The organism is Nonomuraea sp. bgisy101 (assembly GCF_057708945.1).
Genome location: NZ_JBYITD010000035.1, coordinates 53,567 through 71,166 on the forward strand (window position 1 = coordinate 53,567; position 17,600 = coordinate 71,166).

At 71.9% G+C, this 17,600-nt stretch carries 14 protein-coding genes and 1 pseudogene; 5 read left to right on the forward strand and 10 right to left on the reverse strand.

What is annotated here, in order from left to right; genetic code table 11:
* The first annotated feature begins 32 nt into the window (after nt 1-32).
* On the forward strand, nt 33-194 hold the full coding sequence (locus tag AC3EO4_RS44480; protein ID WP_431901811.1) for an SbtR family transcriptional regulator: 162 nt from the start codon (nt 33-35) through the stop codon (nt 192-194).
* Nucleotides 195-321: 127 nt separating this feature from the next.
* Here AC3EO4_RS44480 and AC3EO4_RS44485 read toward each other — a convergent pair.
* From AC3EO4_RS44485 to AC3EO4_RS44520, 8 genes and pseudogenes are all read right to left on the reverse strand, one after another.
* Nucleotides 322-687: pseudogene (locus AC3EO4_RS44485) on the reverse strand (TetR/AcrR family transcriptional regulator); the annotation flags it as partial.
* 21 nt (nt 688-708) lie between these two features.
* Complete coding sequence (locus AC3EO4_RS44490) at nt 709-2,145, reverse strand: carboxylesterase/lipase family protein (protein ID WP_431901814.1); 1,437 nt, start codon at nt 2,143-2,145, stop codon at nt 709-711.
* Between the two features lie 138 nt (nt 2,146-2,283).
* Nucleotides 2,284-3,564, reverse strand: a complete 1,281-nt coding sequence (locus AC3EO4_RS44495; protein WP_379582557.1) for an ATP-binding protein — start codon at nt 3,562-3,564, stop codon at nt 2,284-2,286.
* Between the two features lie 276 nt (nt 3,565-3,840).
* Complete coding sequence (locus AC3EO4_RS44500) at nt 3,841-4,410, reverse strand: Pr6Pr family membrane protein (RefSeq protein WP_379582558.1); 570 nt, start codon at nt 4,408-4,410, stop codon at nt 3,841-3,843.
* Between the two features lie 42 nt (nt 4,411-4,452).
* Complete coding sequence (locus tag AC3EO4_RS44505) at nt 4,453-6,474, reverse strand: dipeptide ABC transporter ATP-binding protein (RefSeq protein WP_431901815.1); 2,022 nt, start codon at nt 6,472-6,474, stop codon at nt 4,453-4,455.
* 13 nt (nt 6,475-6,487) lie between these two features.
* The gene (locus AC3EO4_RS44510; RefSeq protein ID WP_379582562.1) at nt 6,488-7,399 is read right to left on the reverse strand and encodes an ABC transporter permease; all 912 of its coding nucleotides are present in this window, start codon (nt 7,397-7,399) and stop codon (nt 6,488-6,490) included.
* The gene (locus AC3EO4_RS44515) at nt 7,396-8,355 is read right to left on the reverse strand and encodes an ABC transporter permease (RefSeq protein WP_431901817.1); all 960 of its coding nucleotides are present in this window, start codon (nt 8,353-8,355) and stop codon (nt 7,396-7,398) included. Before AC3EO4_RS44515 ends, AC3EO4_RS44510 begins: the two co-directional genes overlap by 4 nt.
* Nucleotides 8,356-8,427: 72 nt before the next feature.
* Nucleotides 8,428-10,242 carry a peptide ABC transporter substrate-binding protein gene (locus AC3EO4_RS44520; RefSeq protein ID WP_431901820.1) on the reverse strand — a complete coding sequence of 605 codons (1,815 nt, stop codon included), beginning with the start codon at nt 10,240-10,242 and terminating at the stop codon, nt 8,428-8,430.
* 210 nt (nt 10,243-10,452) lie between these two features.
* Here AC3EO4_RS44520 and AC3EO4_RS44525 point away from each other — a divergent pair, with 210 nt between their 5' ends.
* Nucleotides 10,453-11,601, forward strand: coding sequence for an ROK family protein (locus AC3EO4_RS44525; protein WP_431901822.1), 1,149 nt, complete (start codon nt 10,453-10,455; stop codon nt 11,599-11,601).
* A gap of 12 nt (nt 11,602-11,613) precedes the next feature.
* Nucleotides 11,614-13,083: a M81 family metallopeptidase gene (locus tag AC3EO4_RS44530; protein ID WP_379582568.1), complete on the forward strand. Its 1,470-nt coding sequence runs from the start codon at nt 11,614-11,616 to the stop codon at nt 13,081-13,083.
* Nucleotides 13,084-13,089: 6 nt separating this feature from the next.
* On the opposite strand, the gene AC3EO4_RS44535 is transcribed toward AC3EO4_RS44530, so the two are convergent.
* Both AC3EO4_RS44535 and AC3EO4_RS44540 read right to left on the reverse strand, forming a co-directional pair.
* Nucleotides 13,090-13,341: a helix-turn-helix transcriptional regulator gene (locus AC3EO4_RS44535; protein WP_431901871.1), complete on the reverse strand. Its 252-nt coding sequence runs from the start codon at nt 13,339-13,341 to the stop codon at nt 13,090-13,092.
* A gap of 43 nt (nt 13,342-13,384) precedes the next feature.
* On the reverse strand, nt 13,385-14,359 hold the full coding sequence (locus tag AC3EO4_RS44540; RefSeq protein WP_379582571.1) for an AraC family transcriptional regulator: 975 nt from the start codon (nt 14,357-14,359) through the stop codon (nt 13,385-13,387).
* Nucleotides 14,360-14,475: 116 nt separating this feature from the next.
* Between AC3EO4_RS44540 and AC3EO4_RS44545 the strand changes: the two genes are divergently transcribed.
* Nucleotides 14,476-16,191: a zinc-binding dehydrogenase gene (locus tag AC3EO4_RS44545; RefSeq protein WP_431901824.1), complete on the forward strand. Its 1,716-nt coding sequence runs from the start codon at nt 14,476-14,478 to the stop codon at nt 16,189-16,191.
* 181 nt (nt 16,192-16,372) lie between these two features.
* Nucleotides 16,373-17,596 (forward strand): MFS transporter, encoded by a 1,224-nt coding sequence (locus AC3EO4_RS44550; protein WP_379582575.1) that lies wholly within the window; start codon nt 16,373-16,375, stop codon nt 17,594-17,596.
* Nucleotides 17,597-17,600: the final 4 nt, after the last annotated feature.

Below are 17,600 nucleotides of genomic sequence, written 5' to 3' on the forward strand. Positions count from 1 at the left end.
GACCAAGAAGGTCTTCGTCGACGCGCTGACCAGTGCCGGCATCGACGCCAAGGCCGGAGCCCCCGACCTGCGCGCCCATCGAGGCCCTTCTGCTCCGGGCCCAGCGCTCGGGGGCGGTGCGGCGGGACGTCGGCATGCCCGAGCTCCTGGCCCTGCTCAGCGCCACGTGCCTGGCGGCCCAGCATCACGGCTGAGACGACACCCTGCGCACCGGGACGCTGCGGGTGGTCTTCGACGGGCTCAGGACTTCGTGAGGTCGCAGGGAGGACGGCTCGTCCACGAGTGACGTCCGGGTCGCCGGCCCAGGCCCGGCCTCGGTCGTCAGCCGGTGGGTGCGGGTCTGCCGGTGAGGCCTCTGACCGCCGGCTCCACGAGCTGTCGCACGCGAGTGCGCAGGACGGCCGGCTCCGCCCTCTCCTGGGCGATGCCGGCCTCGGCGAACATCTCCGCCCGGAACTCCGCCTCGACCGCCCCGGTGAAGAACCCGATCTTGATCGCGAGCACGTCGTGGAGCCGTTCCGCGACCGGGCGCCCGGAAAGCCGCGCCGTCGCCGCGCGGGCGACGATGTCATGGGCGAACCGCCGCGCCACCGCTCTGAAGACGTCCTCCTTCCCGCTGAAGTGCAGGTAGACGGCCGGTCTTGACATCTTCGCCGCTCGGGCGATCCGGCCAATGGAGGTACGGCGGTAGCCATACCTGCCCGGTCGTCAGATGATCGAGATGCCGCGCTCCGACCAGATCGCGCGCGAGGGCGCCTCGGGATCGGCGACGTCAGAGGGGTCGACGTCGAACAGGTGGGTGACGGCCTTCGCGGGCTCGTAGACGGGCCATCCCGGATCGCCGGTGGCCGCGAAGCGGGTCCACGCCGTGCGGAACTGGCGGGACAGCCCTTCCGCCTCGGCGGAGCCGCCCATCAGCATGCCCGCGAGCGGGGTGTCGAGGGTGCCGAAGGCCAGCGGCACGTCGAGCCCGTGGCAGGCCCCCAACGCGGTGGGCGCCCAGGTCAGCTCATAGGCGTAGGTCGGCCCGGGATGCGCGTCGGCCAGCAGCGCGGTGGGCATCCTGAACAGCCAGTCCGACATCAGCAGCACGAACAGCTCCTCAGTCGTCGCGTCGGGATGGGCGGCCCGGTAGGCGGCGTCCGCGCCGGCCGGCGCGAGCGTCTCCATGGCCGCGGCGAGGTCACCGGTCATCCCCTCGCCGAGCGCGTGGAAGAGCCGGTACTCGTCCCTGGTGAAACCGACGACGAGCTCGATGTCGCGCCCCGCCCCGCCCGCCGCCCTCCACGGGATGTCGGACAGCACCTCGCCGTCGACCACCGGAGCGAACGGCATGCGCGAGAACGCCATCGGCCCCCACCGGTCAGGGTCGTCGCGCCCCTCCTCGGCCATGACCGCGCCGGCCGCGGCGACCAGTTCCTCGGGCCTGCTGTCGTACGGCGAGGCGCCCCCGAGCCTGTCCACGATCGAGGCGGTGATGCCCGAGGCGACGCCGGGCGAGAAGAACACGCCGGGCACGCTCTGCGCGATGGCGCGCCCGAACAGCCCGGCCGCCGCGGGCATCGCCAGCAGGCAGGCGATCGAGCCCGCGCCGGCCGACTCGCCGAAGACGGTGACGTTGGCCGGATCGCCGCCGAAGGCCGAGGCGTTCTCCTGCACCCAGCGCAGCGCGGCGAGCTGGTCGAGCAGGCCCCTGTTGGCCGGAGCGCCCTCGACCTGCCCGAATCCCTCCATGCCGATCCTGTGGTTGAAGGTGACCACCACCACGCCCTCGCGGGCCAGGCGCGCCCCGTCGTACTCGGGAAGGTCGGCCGAGCCCGTGATGTACGCGCCGCCGTAGATCCACACCATCACCGGCAGCCCTGAGCCGCCGGGGTCGGGCGACCAGACGTTGACCGTCAGGCAGTCGAGCCCGTCCGCCGGGCTCCACGCCGGCGCGCCGAGCAGTATCGCCGGCTGGGGCGGACGCGGCCCGAAACGGGTCGCGTCACGGATGCCGTCCCACGGGTCCATCGGCACCGGCGCCGCCATGCGCAGCGCTCCGAACGGGCTCTTCGCGTAGGGGATGCCCTTGAACGCCGCGACGCCGTCGTTGAGGACGCCGCGGATCCCGCCTGTCGTGGTCGCCGCAGTGATCAACCGCATGGCTCGGCCTCTCTTCTGTGAAGGGGCGCATCGGCCCCAAGATCGTTCCGTGGGGCCGAACGTACATGCGGGGCGGCGTGGGTCCTGATCCGGGGGTGCCGTGCTCCCCGACGGCGCGGGGAGCACGGCCGCGTTCGCTCAGAGGCGAGCGTGCGAGGTGATGTCGGCGGTGAACTCGTCGATCATCGCGGCGGTGACGGTCGGCCTGCACTGGCCGATCGCGGCCAGATAGTCGGCCGTACCGGCGCCCGCGGGCAGTTCGGCGGACCGGCCGGCGCCGAAGAGGTCGCGTTCGAACGCGGTCTGCGCCGCGGACCTGGCGGCGTGCTCGATGTCGGCGGGCGTGAACAACTCGCTCGCCGCGACCAGCGTCTCCAGGTCCACATCGGGCCGCGCGCCGGAATAGCGCGACCAGATCGCCGAGCGGGCGGCCGCGTCGGGGGTGCCGATGGGCACCAGATAGTCGAACCGTCCCGGCCGCAGGAACGCCGGGTCCAGCGAGCGGATGGAGTTGGTCGCGCAGACCAGGAGCCGCTCGTCCCGCTCCCGGAAGCCGGGGATCAGCTTGAGCAGCTCGTTGGTGATGCCGTGGGTGCCCGTCTCAGGGCGTTCGGCGCGTACTGCGGCGATCTCCTCGACCTCGTCGATGAAGACCAGAACCCGCTCGAGCTCGGCGATCCGCGCGAACGCGGTGCGCAGCGCCTCCGCCAGGTTGCCGTCTCCTGCCAGCCTCGAGGGCAGCAGCTCCACGAACGGCCAGCCGAGTCTGGAGGCGATCGCTCGCGCGAACGTGGTCTTGCCGGTGCCGGGCGGGCCGAACAGGGCGATGGCCCGGGGCGGCCGTACGCCATGCCTGGCGGCCCGCTCGGGCTCGGCCAGCGGCAGCACGATGCGCCTGTCGATCAGGTCCTTCTCCACCTCCATCCCTGCCACCTTGTCCCACAGGTCGCCCGGCAGCAGCCGGCCGCCGAGCTCCGCCAGCAGGTTGGCACCTGGACCGACGGCGGGCTCGGCCTTCTCGAAGTAGGCCACCGCCGGCCGCCTGGCGTAGCCGGCGTTCACCAGTCCCTCGCCGATCAGCTCCTCCTCCGGCAGCACGTAGGCGATGCGCCGCACCCGCGCGTCGATCAGCCGCCGCTCCAGCTCTCTGAGCAGGGCGCTGGCCAGCCCGCGCCCGCGCCAGGCGGACGCGATCGCGATCCGCATCACCCAGGCCCGCTCGCCCGCCACGTGGGAAAGCGCCGCACCGATGGGGACGCCCTGGTGGACGGCCACGACGGCGGGCTGGCGTGAGGTCAGAGCCCCGAGGCACTCGGCGAGCGAGAACACCGACTCCTGGCCGAGGCCCGCGGTCGTGTCGATCAAATGGACGACGGCCGCGAGGTCGTCTTCGCGATAGTCATGAATGTGCCAGTTCACCGGTGTCGCCTCCTCGGCTGGGGGCTACCGACGCTAAGGCAGCGCGGGCGACTGGTCCCGCACCGTGCTGGACAACATGACGTCGGAAAATCTACCAAGTGGAATATTGGCCGAAATTTCCGGACAAACTCCGCGATATAGGTCACACCGCAGCCCGTGCCGCTTTCACGTGGGGCGGGAGGGCGCCCTGTCCCGGCGACGCCCGGCCCTGATGGCGTCGCTCTGGGAGATCAGGCGCCCTCATGTGATCGTTCGCTGCACAGGTCGGATGGACGATCAGCCGGCCAGGCCGCGGGCGGTCAGCCGGTGGAGGGCGATCAGCGCATAGCCCGCCACCACGAAGAGCGCGGAGAAGGCGAGCGCCGCCAGCGCGTAGTCCGTCCAGACCAGGACGTCGTCATGGAGGTACCTTGCGGCCATACGGCGCGGCAACGCGGGCGCGGCCACCAGCACCAGCGCCCCGTAGGCGAGCGGGAAGGCCAGCCACTTCAGCGGATCCGCCCACCCGGGCCGCCGCGCCCGGTCGAAGGCCATCCAGTCGACGAACGCCATCACCGGCGTGACGCAGTGCAGCAGGAGGTTGCCCCAGTGCCGGGGGCCGCCGCCGAGGTCGGGCAGCGGCAGGGCGAAGAACGCCACGACCCCGGTGATCACGAGGTGGAGCGTCACCGCCCCCTTGACCGTGGCCGAGGTCTCCCGGCCGAGCAGGCGCCACAGGTAGTAGAGCGCGAGCACGATGTTGCTCTGCACGGTGAAGGTGACCCATGGATTCCTGAGCGCGATCACCGCGCAGACGATCCCACCGATCGCGGCCGACACCAGTAGAACCCGCCAGATCGCTCGCATGGCCGACATCCTAGAAGCTGGTCGATCAACGGCGGGCCGTGATCAGCTCCGCAGGGGGAAGTGGCAGGCCACCTGGTGCGCGCCGCCCGTCAGCAGCGGCTCGCTCTCGCAGATCTCCTCGGCCAGCGGGCACCGCGTCCTGAACCGGCAGCCCGTCGGCGGGTTGACCGCGCTGGGCAGCTCGCCGCGGATCGCGATGCTCTCGCGCGGCGCCAAGCCGGGGTCGGCGGAGGGGACGGCGTCGATGAGCGCCTGGGTATAGGGGTGCCGGGCGGCCCTGACCACGTCGTGTGCGGGACCGACCTCGACGAGCTTGCCCAGGTACATGACGCCGATCCGGTCCGACATGTAGTCTACGACCGACAGGTCGTGGCTGATGAACACGTACGACAGGCCCAGCTCGCGCTGCAGGTCGCGCATGAGGTTGAGCACCTGCGCCTGGATCGACACGTCGAGCGCGCTCACCGGCTCGTCACCGACGATCAGCCGCGGCCGCAGCGCCAGCGACCGGGCCAGTCCGATGCGCTGCAGCTGGCCGCCGGAGAACTCGTGCGGATAGCGCTCGAGGACCCGTCGCGACAGACCCACCTGGTCCAGCAGCGTCGCGACGCGCCTGCGGCGCGTGGCGGGATCGTCCACCCGCTGGATCTCCAGCGGCTCTGTGAGGATGGCGTCTATCCGCATCCGCGGGTTCATCGCCGCGTAGCTGTCCTGGAACATCAGCTGGACCTGCCGATGCATCCGGCGGCGCTCGCGCCGGTCGAGCGTGGCGATGTCGGCGCCGTCGACGACGATCCGCCCGCCGCTCGGCTCCTCCAGCCCGACGACCAGGCGGCCCACCGTGGACTTGCCGCACCCGGACTCGCCCACGAGCCCGAACGTCTCGCCGGGGTGGACGTCGAACGACACCCCGGCCACGGCGCTCACCCTGCCCGACGCCCTTCGCAGTCCACCGCCCGTGGCCTCGTAGTCCTTGACCAGCTCGCGGACCGACAGGATGGCCTCCGCCGCAGGCTCGGACGGCGGCTCCTCCGGCGGGACGATCGTCACCCTGGCCGAGGACGCCTGGACCGGCTCGACCGGATGCAGGCACGCGTGCCCGTGCTCGCCCGCCGACAGGGCCACGTCAGTGGTACGGCACGCCTCCATGGCGAACCGGCAGCGGGGCGCGAACCGGCACCCGGTCATGGGCCTGGACAGGTCGGGCGGCAGGCCGGGAATGCTGTAGAGCCGCCCGCGCGAGCCGTTCTCTCTCGACGCCGAACCCGGGAGCGCCTCCATGAGGGCCTCGGTGTAACGGTGCCGCGGCGAGCGGAACAGCTCCGCGGTCGTCGCGGACTCCACCACCCTGCCCGCGTACATGACCGCGACCCTGTCGGCCCGGCTGGCGATCACGCCCAGGTCGTGGGTGACGAGGACGACCGCCATGGCGAACTCTTCACGCAGGTCGTCGATCAGCTCGAGGATCTGGCGTTGCGTGGTCACGTCGAGCGCCGTCGTCGGCTCGTCGGCGATGAGCAGGCGGGGCGAGCAGACGAGTGCCATGGCGATGACGACCCGCTGGCGCATCCCGCCTGAGAGCTGGTGCGGGTAGGCGTCGACGATCTTGTCGGCGCGCGGCATCCCGACCCTGCGCAGGATCTCGACGGCCCGTTCCCGCGCCTCCGCCTTGCCGACCCCCTGGTGCACCCGCAGCGGCTCGGCGACCTGGGTACCGATGCGCATGGTCGGGTTGAGCGAGGTGAGCGGGTCCTGGAACACCATGCCCATCCGGACGCCGCGGATCCTGCGCACCTCCGCCGGCGGCAGGGACCGCAGGTCGCGGCCCTCGAAGAGGATCTCCCCTCCGACGACGTCGCCGCCGGGCGGCAGCAGGCCCATGACCGACAGCGCGGTCATGGTCTTGCCGCTGCCCGACTCGCCCACGACGCCGAGGGTCTCGCCTTGCCGTACCTCCAGGTTGACGTCGTCGAGGGCGTGGACGACGCCCCTGCGCAGCGCGATGTCGGTGCTGACGTGACGCAGCCGCAGCAGGGGTTCGGTCGGATCGGTCGGTGCGCTCATGTTCGTGCTCCTGCTAGCGCCGCCGGAGGCGGACCTCGAAGACGTCCCTCAGCCCGTCGCCCATGAAGTTGAAGGCGAGGACGATGAGGATGATGGCGATTCCCGGCGGGTAGAGCAGCCACCAGTGGCCGCTGTAGGTGTCGGCGAGGCCGTCGGAGAGCATCCCGCCCCAGTTGGCGGCGGGAGGCGGCACGCCGAGGCCGAGGAACGACAGGTAGGCGACGTAGAGGATGGCGTCGGCGACCTGGAAGGTGGCGTTGACGATCACCGTCCCGATGGCATTGGGGATGATGTGCCGCCGTACGGCCCGGCCGCCGGTTCCGCCCATCGACCGCATGGCCTGGACGTATTCGCGGGAGCGCAGGCTGAGGGCCTCGCCGCGCACGAGCCGGGCCGGGCCCAGCCACGCGAAGGCCCCGATGATGAGGATGAGCATCGGCACGCTGGGCGTGACGATGGTCGCCATGAGCATGAACAGGAACAGCGAGGGGATCGACATCATCGCGTCCACGACGCGCATCATGGCCGCGTCCACCCATCCGCCTGCGAACCCCGCGATGGCCCCCCAGACCGTGCCCATGAGGGTGGCGAGGACGCCCGCGGCGAGCCCGACGACGATGGAGGTCTGGCCGCCGAGCATGAGGCGGCCGAGCTGGTCGTAGCCGACGCCGTCGGTGCCCAGCGGGTGCCCGGCCGTACCGGGAGGCAGGTGTACCGCCGCGAGATCGGTGTGCACCTGGTCGGTGTGGTAGAAGAGCGGCCCGAGGAAGCAGACCGCGCCCAGCAGGACGAACAGCGCCAGGCCCACCAGGGCCAGGCGGTTCTCGCCGAACACCTCGACCCCCTGGCGCCACAGTCCGCGCACGGGCGCCTCGTCGTCGAGGGGTTCGCTCCGCTCGACGGTCGTCCCGGTCGAGGTGGTCATGCTCGGCCCGCCCTGAGCCGCACCCTGGGGTCGACGGCGGCGTACAGCAGGTCGGCCAGCAGCGCGCCGAGCACGGTCGCCACCGCGATGATCAGGGTGACGCCGAACAGGATGGGGAAGTCACGCTTCAGCGCCGCCTGCCAGAACAGCTGGCCCATGCCGGGGAAGTTGAACAGCGACTCCACGACGAGGGCGCCGCTGAAGAGCGCGGGCAGGTACATCCCGAGCAGCGTGATGACGGGGAACAGCCCGTTGCGCAGGGTGTGCCGGCCGACCACCCTGCCCTCCGGCAGCCCCTTGGCCCGGGCGGTGCGCACGTAGTTCTCGTTGAGGTTGTCGACCATCGAGGAGCGGACGTAGCGCGAGTACACCGCGATGGTCACGATGGCGAGCGTGACGGTGGGCAGGACGAGTCCCGCGGGGTCGGCGAGCACCTCGCCCAGGGTGAAGCCCTGGGGGGCCTCCGGTGGCAGGATCGGCCAGACCTGCGAGAAAACAATGATCATCATGAGACCCATGAAGAAGATGGGAGTGGCGTAGGCCAGCAGCGAGAGCGCGGTGATGGCGTAGTCGGGCCATCGGTTGCGGCGCACCGCCTGGACGACGCCGAGCGGGACGGCCACGACGACGGCCAGCAGGGTCGACAGCAGCGACAGCACCGTGGTCTTGGGCAGCCGCTGGCCGATGGCCTCGGTGACCGACTGGTTGAGCTGGAAGGAGTAGCCGAGGTCACCGCGCAGCAGGCGCTCGACGTACATGACGTACTGCTGGACCCAGGGCCGGTCGTAGCCCATGTCGCGGTTGAACGCCGCCAGTTGCTCCAGCGTCGCCTCCTTGCCCAGGGTGGCGCGTGCCACGCCTCCCGGCAGGAGGTGCAGGATGACGAATGTGATCATCGTGACGAGCACGACGATGACCAGGGCCTGGCCCAGGCGCGTGATCAGATACCGGGCCACGGAGGCCCCTCCTTGTTCCGGGGACTCCGGTGGCCCTGTCTCGGGCCACCGGAGTCGGGGACGGTCCTCGTCTCAGCTCGTCCAGGACCAGTCCTGGAAGAACATGCCGTTCATCGGGTCCTGGGGGTCGACACCCTGCAGATCGGACCTGAACGCCGAGATCTGGTAGACGGGGTTCGGCATCCACAGCACCGGCAGGTCCTTGGCCAGGTGGTCGTTGTAGGCCTTGAGCGTGGCCTCGTCGGCGGAGAACTGCGTCGCCTCGATGAGCCTGTCGGCCTCCGGGTCGCTGTAGCCGCCCAGGTTCACCGGCGCGCCGGTCGCGAAGAGCCGTTCGCCGCTGGCGAAGGCGGGGTAGTACCAGCTTCCCTGGGAGCCGAAGAAGGACATGTCCCAGGAGCAGCTCGCCTCGGACGGCTTGCAGGCCGGGGTGACCGCGACGGAGTCGGGCACCTCCTTGATGGTCAGCTCGACGCCCACCTTGGCCATCTGCGACTTGATCTCGGCGAACATCTTCGTCGTCGCGGCGAAGCCGGTCTGGCTGGTGACGGTGAAGGCCAGCGGCGTGCCGGAGGCGATGCCCTCGCCGCACTGGTCCGGTCCCGTGCCCGGCTTCTGGCAGGTCGTCTGCCCGTCCGGGGTCACCTGCCAGCCGTGGGCCTCGAGCAGCTGCCTGGCCTTGGCGGGGTCGAAGGAGTAGGCGCACCCGTCGCTCGAGCCGTTGGTGCCCGGCTTGAGCGGGACGGGGCCGCACGTCGGCGCGGCCATGCCGGACCAGATGACCTTGCTGATCGTGGGCTGGTCGATGAGCATCTGCATCGCCTGGCGCAGATACAGCTGCTTGAACAGGGGCCCCGACTTCGGGTTGTTGTAGTTCAGCTGCAGGTAGGTGATGGACCAGCCGTACCAGGGGGAGACCCTGTACCCCTTGGACTCGAGGTACTTCTGCTGGGAGAGGTTGGCGGGCGGGAGGTAGCCGTAGTCGATCTCCCCGGCGCGCAGCACGTTGAACTCCGCGTCGTCACCGGTGAACGGCCTCAGCACCACCTTCGACAGCTTCGGCTTGTCGGCGCCGGAGTAGTTCTCGCGCGCGGTGAGGACGACCTCGCCGTTCGGCACGTACTTCTCCAGCTTCCACGCGCCGCTGTTGACCTGCCACAGCTCGTTGGTCGCGTAGGTCTTGGGGTCCTTCGACGCGGCGAGGAGGAAGTCGAAGACCTTCTTGGCGCCGTCGGGAGTGGTGTCGAGGTCGCTCACCTTCGCCGTGGCCGCGTCCTTGTCCCAGGCGTGCTGGGGCAGGGGCACGATGCGGTTGAGCTGGTTCCCGACGAACCACGCGGTGTTGTAGACCTTCTTCGTCGTCAGGGAGAAGGTCTTCGCGTCCTTGACCGAGAAGTCGGCGATGTTGTCGGGGAAGCCCCCGGCCCGGTAGGACGCCCACTTGTCCTTGTTCGCCGAGACGAGGTTGTACCAGAACTGGACGTCGCGGGTGGTGACGGGCTTGCCGTCCGACCACGTGTTGTCCTTCAGCGTGATCGTCAGGGTCTTGCCGCCGTCGCTCACCTCCGGCGGCTCGGCCATCGAGCGCTCAGGGTCGATGTTGTACTTCGCCGAGCCGTCCAGACGGTATTCGTACAGGTGGCGGTACTGCGCGGCGCCGAAGATGGCGTTCTCGCCCTGAGTGAAGCCGGGCGCCGAGATGGGCAGGATCCAGTTCGGGGTCCTCAGGGCGACGGTCACGCTGTCCTTGCCCTGGCTCCCGCTCTGGGCGCCCTTCGGCGTACCGCCTCCGGAGCCGCTGCACGCGGCCAGGCCCAGCCCGATGGCCATCACGGACGCTAAGGCGGCGCTGCCGCGGAGTCCGCGCCTGTGGAATCTGCTCCCCATGGGATCTCCTCGATTGACGTGCACGTGCCCTGCGCTTTCGGGGCCTAGGTGCGCTCAATCCGGAGAATGTATAGACGGCAATGTATGAAGTCAACGGAACTAAATGACTTTGTTTCGCATACTTCTTTCGGGCTAGAGTCGAAGTGGCGCGTGGTCCATGATGGGGCTCTGTGCGACGGCGCCGGGCAACCGGCCACAGGGAGGAGCGGCATGTCGGACCCATCGAGTCCCGCCAACTTGCGCGAGCAGGCGCTGAGCCTGTTGGCGAGTGGCGAGGCCACGTCCCGTGCCGACCTCGTCGAGACGCTGCAGGTCGCGCCCTCGACCGTCTCCAGCGTGGTGCGCCGGCTGCTGGAGGAGGGCGCCATCCTGGAGGAGGGGGTGGGCAGGTCCACGGGCGGGCGACGGCCCCGCATCCTGCGCCTGCGCGACATGGGTGGCGTCTTCGCCGTGTCCGAACTGGGCGCCAGGCACGCCCGCATCGGCCTGTGCTCGCCCGACGGGCGGCTGCTCGCGGCCGAGGAAGAGGCCATCGACATCGCCTCAGGCCCCGCGGAGGTCTTCGACGCGGTCGCGCAGGCGTTCGGGCGGCTCAGGTCGGCGGCAGCACCGGGACAGGCGATGCTCGGGATCGGCATGGCGCTGCCCGGTCCCGTCGAGTTCCCGCTCGGACGGCTGATCGGCCCCGCCCGCATGCCCGGCTGGAGCGGCTTCGACGCTCACGCCCACCTCAGGGAACGCTTCGGCGTGCCCGTGGTCGTCGACAACGACGCCAAGGCGGCCGCGATGGGCGAGCACATCGTCCGCGGCAGGGACACCGGCGACATGATCTACGTCAAGGCCGGCACCGGCATCGGCGGCTGCCTCGTCAGCGGCGGCCAGATCTACCGCGGCGGCCGCGGGCTCAGCGGCGACGTCACCCACGTCCGCGTGGCCGACAGCGGCGAGCGCGAGTGCTCCTGCGGCAGCCGAGGGTGCCTGGAGACCGTGGCCAGCGGCGCCGCCCTGGCCCGCCAGCTCGAGGAGCGGGGCCTGCCGGTGACGACGACCAGGGACGTCATCGCCGCAAGCGTCAACGCCGAGCCGTCCGTGGTGACGATGGTGCGCCACGCCGGCGGCCTGCTCGGGGTCGCCCTGTCCGGCCTGGTCAACTTCCTCAATCCCGACGCCGTCGTCATCGGCGGAGCGCTGTCCAGCCTCGACGTCTACGTCGCCGCGGCCAGGAGCATGCTCTACGAGCGCTGCCTGCCCTCCATGACCCAGTCCCTGTCCATCGAGGCCAGCGTCGCGGGCCCGGATGCGGCCCTGGTCGGCCTCGGGCATCTGGTGCGCGCGTCGGCCGACGTCCGACCCTCCTGAGGAGCCCCGCCCGTGTCCCGTCCCCTCCGCGTCGCCATCGGCGGCGTGCACATCGAGTCCAGCACGTTCTCGCCGCACCTGAGCACCGCCGGTGACTTCGAGGTCACCCGCGGAGACGCGCTTCTGGCCAGGTACGGCTGGCTCTCGCCCGCCGAACCGTGGGCCGCCGACGTCGAATGGGTGCCTCTCGTGCACGCACGGGCCCTGCCCGGCGGCGCGGTCACCCCCGAGACGTACGACGCCTGGCACGCCGAGATCCTCGACGGACTGGCCGCCGCCGGCCCCTTGGACGGGATCCTGCTCGACATCCACGGCGCGATGAGCGTCGTCGGGCGCGACGACGCCGAGGGCGGGCTCGTCACCGCCATCCGGTCGCTCGTCGGTCCGGAGCCGTTCGTCTCCGCGGCCATGGACCTGCACGGCAACGTCTCTCACGCGCTGTTCGACGGGTGCGACCTGCTGACGTGCTACCGCACCGCGCCCCACGTCGACGTGTGGGAGACCCGCGAGCGCGCGGCGCGCAACCTGGTCGACGCGCTCCGCCGGGGGCGGCGCCCGCACAAGGCCCTCGTCCACGTGCCGATCCTGCTGCCCGGCGAGATGACCAGCACGCGGCTCGACCCGGCCAAGGCACTGTACGCCCGCGTCCCCGAGATCGAGGCCAGGGACGGAGTCATCGACGTCGCGATCTGGATCGGCTTCGCCTGGGCCGACGAGCCCCGCTGCAGCGGCGCGGTCGTCGCCACGGGCACCGACGCGGCCGCCACGGCCGCGGCGGCCCGCGAGCTGGGCCGGCACTTCTGGGAGGCGCGCGACGACTTCACGTTCGTCGCGCCCACCGGCACCATGGACGAGTGCCTCGACGAGGCCCTGGTGGCCGTCAAGGATCCCGCCCGGCGCCCGTTCTTCATCAGCGACTCAGGCGACAACCCGGGTGCCGGCGGCGCCGACGACGTGACCTTCGCCCTCGAGCGGATGCTGACCCGGCCCGAGATCGCCGACGGCTCGGTCAGGGCGGTGTACGCCTCGCTGGTCGACCCCGACGCCGTGGCGCGGGTCGCGGACCTGCCGCCGGGCTCACCGGTCAGCGTGCGCGTCGGCGGCCGCATCGACCCGCGCGAGCCCGGCCCCCTTCCGATCGAGGGCGTCCTGGAGGCCGTCGCCGACGACCCCGACGGCGGGCGGTGCGTGAGCCTGAGGGTCGGCGGGCTCAGCGTCTTCGTCACCTCGCGCCGGATGCAGTACCGCGAGCTGGCCTCCTACAGGCGTCTGGGCGTCGAGGCGGGCACGGTGGACCTCGTGGTCGTGAAGATCGGCTACCTCGAGCCCGAGCTGTTCGAGGCGGCGGGCGACTGGCTGCTGGCGCTGACGCCGGGCGGCGTCGACCAGGACCTGCGGCGGCTGCCGTACGAGCGGCTGCTGCGGCCGGTCTTCCCCCTCGACCGCGACTTCGCCGCGGACCTCACCGTGGTGGCGCGGTGACCGTGATCACCTGAAGGGGCCTCGGCGCAGGTTGCTCGGGGCGGTGCCGCGGACGCGCTTGAAGGCGGCGCTGAAGGTGAACGGGTCCCGGTAGCCGACCCGGCGGGCCACGGAGGCGATCGCGGTGTTCGGCTCCCGCAGCTGATCGGCGGCCGGCGTCATCCGCCAGTCGGTGAGGTATCCCAGCGGCGGCCTGCCGACGAGTTCGGTGAACCTGCGGGCGAAGGCGGCCCGGGACATGCCGGCCTCGCCGGCGATATGCGGCGCGTGGGCCTGACCGGGCGAGTCCGCCGCCCAGGCCTCACCGGTTCGTACGGCGTGCCGCGGGAGCCGCGGGTCCGTCGGCGCCGCCGATGACGGCCTCGCGGCGGTACCTGCCGGGCGCGATGCCGTACTCCCGCTTGAAGGCGTTGGCGAACGCGAACTCTGAGGTGTAGCCGACGCGCCCCGCCACCTCGCCGAGCGGGGCGTCGGAGGCTCGAAGAAGTCCTGCCGCGCTGGTCAGCCGCCACCACGTCAGATAGGTCAGCGGCGGCTGCCCCACCAGGGCGGTGAAGCGGCGCGAGAAGGCCGCCCTGGACAGCCCGGCCTCGGCGGCCAGCGTCTGGACGGTCCACGGGTGGGCCGGGTCGCGATGGACGGCGTGGAGGGCCGCGCTGACCGGAGGATCGGCGAGGGCCGCCGCCCAGCCCGTCGCCCTGGCCCGCTCGGGCGGCTCGTCGAACCATGCGCGCAGGATGTACAGCAGGAGCATGTCGAGCAGGGCGAGCACGATGATGTCCGCCCCGGGCCTGGGGTTGCCGATCTCGTTGCCGAGCAGGTCGACGGCGGCGCGGAGCTCGGGGTGGTGGCCGAACCTGGCGGGCAGGTGGATGGCCTCGGGCAGGTCGCGGAGCAGCGGGTGGGAGTGACGGGGGTCGAGCCGGTAGCCGCCGCACAGCGTCACCGTGACCGGGCCGTGGCCGCCCACGAAGTCGGAGACGAACAGCTCGGCGTCCTCCAGCGGGTCGCAGACGGGCTCGGCCGGAGTCGCGGAAGGGCTGTCGGCCAGGACGTACCCGTGGCCGTGGGGGAAGAACACCACGTCGCCGACGCCGAGCGCCACGGGATCGCCGGAGGGTGGGATGAGCCAGCACGAACCCCTCAGGATCACCTGGAAGCCCGCGGATCCCGGAACCGAGGGGAAGCGCTGCGCCCATGGGCCGTGCCAGGCGACCCGCGCCGAGCGGGGCCGCCCCGAACGCATGAGCGCGATCACATCACTGAGCACATCCACAGACTGACGCTAGCACGACACGATCGCGTATGAATCGCGCACTCTTGAGCATTGGTCGTCTCATTGCCGCCTCCTACGGTTGACCACCAGGAACAACCTTCACGGAGGGGATTCGGATGGGACGAAGCATTCTGGTCACCGGGGCGACGGGGACCGTCGGAGGCCGGGTGATGGCGCACCTGCTGAGAGCGGGCGCGGGCGTCCGCGCGCTCACCCGGACGCCGGCGGATCTCCCGCTCGGAGCCGAGCGCGCACTCGGTGATCTGTCGGAGCCCGGCTCGCTGCACGACGCCGTCGACGGGGTCGAGGCGGTGTTCCTGGTCTGGCCGTTCGCCTCGGCCGACGGGCTCGAGGCGGTGCTGAAGGTGATGGCCGCGCACGCCCGCAGGATCGTCTACCTGTCGTCGGCGGCGGTACGCGAGCACGAACGGCAGGCCGAGTCGCTGATCGAACGGTCGGGGATGGAGTGGACGATCCTGCGCCCGCACGCCTTCGCGGCCAACACGCTCCGCTGGGCCGGGCAGGTCCGCGCGGGCGACGTCGTGCGCGGGCCGTACGGCCAGGCCGCCATGTCGCTCGTCCACGAGGACGACATCGCCGCTGTCGCGGTGCGGGCCCTGACCGAGGACGGGCACGCGGGCGCCGTCCACGAGCTGACGGGCCCACGTTCGCTCACCCAGGCCGAGCAGGCGCGGATCATCGGGGAGGCCATCGGAAGGCCGGTGCGATGGGAGGAGACCGACCCGCGCGAGGCCAGGCGCGAGATGCTGGCCCGCGGCTGGCCGGCCGGGGTCGTGGACGGCATCCTGCGCGCCCAGGCCGAGATGACCGCCGATGCCGCGCCGGTCACCGCCGCCGTGGCGGAGGTCACCGCGGGCGCGCCGCGTACGTTCAGGTCCTGGGCCGACGAGCACGCGCACGCCTTCCGCGCCGGCGCGCGTGCCGCCCGCATCCACGAGTACGGCAGCGCCGAGGTCATCCGCCACGAGGAGGCGCCGCTTCCGGCGCCGGGCCCTGGCGAGGTGCTCGTCCGCGTGGCCGCGACGTCGTTCAACCCGTCGGAGACGGGCCTGCGGGCGGGCCTGCTTCAGGCCGTGCTGCCGGTGGCGCTGCCGTACACGCTGGGGTGGGACGTCTCGGGCACGGTCGTGGCCGTCGGCGCGGGAGTGACCAGGTGGAGCCGGGGAGATCGGGTCATCGGCCGGCTGGACGGGGGAGGGGCCGCGGCCGAGTACGTCGCCGCCCCCGCCGCGGCGCTGGCCGCCGCGCCACGCGCGATCCCGCCGGCCGACGCCGCCGCGATCCCGGTCGCCGCGCTCACCGCGTGGCAGGCCGTGTTCGAGCACGCGGAGGTGAGCGCGGGCACGCGCGTGCTCATCAACGGCGCGGGCGGCGGGGTCGGCGGCTTCGCCGTCCAGCTGGCCAAACGGGCGGGCGCGACGGTGATCGCCACGGCCGGCCCCCGCAGCGCCGGGGTGGTCCGCTCCCAGGGCGCCGACCGGATCGTCGACTACACGGCCGAGCCACTGCCCGGCGGGGTCGACGCGGTGATCAACCTGGTGGGCGTCGACGAGGGCAAGGCCGCCGAATTGGCCTCGCTCGTACGGCCGGGCGGGGTCGCGGTCTCCATCGCCACGCCCCTTCCCTCGCCCGCCGCCACGCATTTCGTGACCCGCAACGACCCCGCGCAGCTCGCGCAGATCGTGGCACTCGTCGACGCCGGAGACCTGACCGTCGACGTCGCCGAATCCCTTCCCCTGTCCGAGCTGGCCTCCGTCCATCGCAGAAGCGAGGCGGGGCTGACGCGGGGAAAGATCATCCTCATCCCCTGAAACGACGGCCCTGCCACCGACGCCGGCAGCACCGGTCAAGGACCCGACGGTGAGACACCGGCGGGTCCATGACCTGGTCAGGGGCGTTGCACGGCGGGTCGCGCCTAGGACCATGGGCGGAGACGAGTCCGGGACCATCGGCTGATCCGCCCGGCACCCGCGCGTGCCGATACTCGTCGTCATGCCGACCGCCCCCACCACCACGCGCGTCCCTGGCGCGCGGCCGTTCCTCGCCGGGATGTTCGTCGACGCGCTGGGCAACGGGCTCTACGTCCCGCTCACCCTGCTGTTCATCCGGGAGGTGACCGGCCTGCCCATGACCACCGTCGGCCTGGGGGTGACCATGGCGGCCCTGGTGGGACTGGCCGCCAACCCGGTGGCGGGCGCGCTGATCGACAGGTTCGACGCGCGCGGCGTGCTCATCGGCACCTACGTGCTCCGTGCTCTGGGCTTCGCCGCCTACCCGCTCGTGGACGGCTTCGCCGCGCTCGTCGCCGTCGCCGCCGTGGTCGCGGTCGGCGACCGCGCCTACTACCCCGCCTCCGGCAGCTACCTGTCGGTGCTGGCCCACGGCGCGGCTCGCGACCGGCTGTACGCGCTCATGGCCACCGCCAGGAACGTCGCCTTCGGGCTCGGCGGGCTGCTGTCGGCGGGGGCGATGTCGCTCGCGGGGGCGACAGGGTTCGTGCTCATCGCCCTGGTCAACGCGGCCAGCTTCGTGGTCGCCACCGGGTGCCTTGTCCTCTCGGGACGGCACGCGGGAGCCCCTCCCGCCGAGCCGCGGCGGGAGGGGTACCGGCGGGTCCTGGCCGACCGCCCGTTCGTCGGCCTGGTGGCGGCCGAGCAGGCGTTCACGCTCGCGCACATGATCCTTCCCGTCGCGTTGCCGGTGTACGCGGTCGCGGTCCTCGGCGCCCCCGCCTGGCTGCTGGGCGTGCTGTACACGCTCAACACCGTTCTGGTGGCGGCCGGTCAGCTCCCGGTGCGGCGGTGGCAGCGCGGTGCCCGCCGTACCCATGCCATGGCGCTGGGCGGGGCGGTGCTGATCGTCGCGTGCGGCCTGTACGGCGTGGCGGCGCTGCTGCCTCCGGGCCCGCCGCGCGTGTGGGGGCTGGTGGCCGCCACGCTCGTGTTCACCCTCGGCGAGCTCCTGCACACCACCCCCTCGTGGGCGATCGCCGCGGCGACGGCGCCCGCCGCGCTCAGAGGCCGCTACCTGGCGATCCATCAGCAGACCTGGGCGGTGGCGGCCGTCGTCGCGCCCGCGGGCTTCTCGGCACTGCTCGGCACGGCGCCGCCGCTGCTGTGGACGACGCTCGGAGTGTCGCTCGGATGCGCCTGCCTCGCCGTGCTGCGCCTGTCCCGCCGCCTCCCCGCCGAAGCCGTCGCCGCGCCAGGAGCCTGACGGC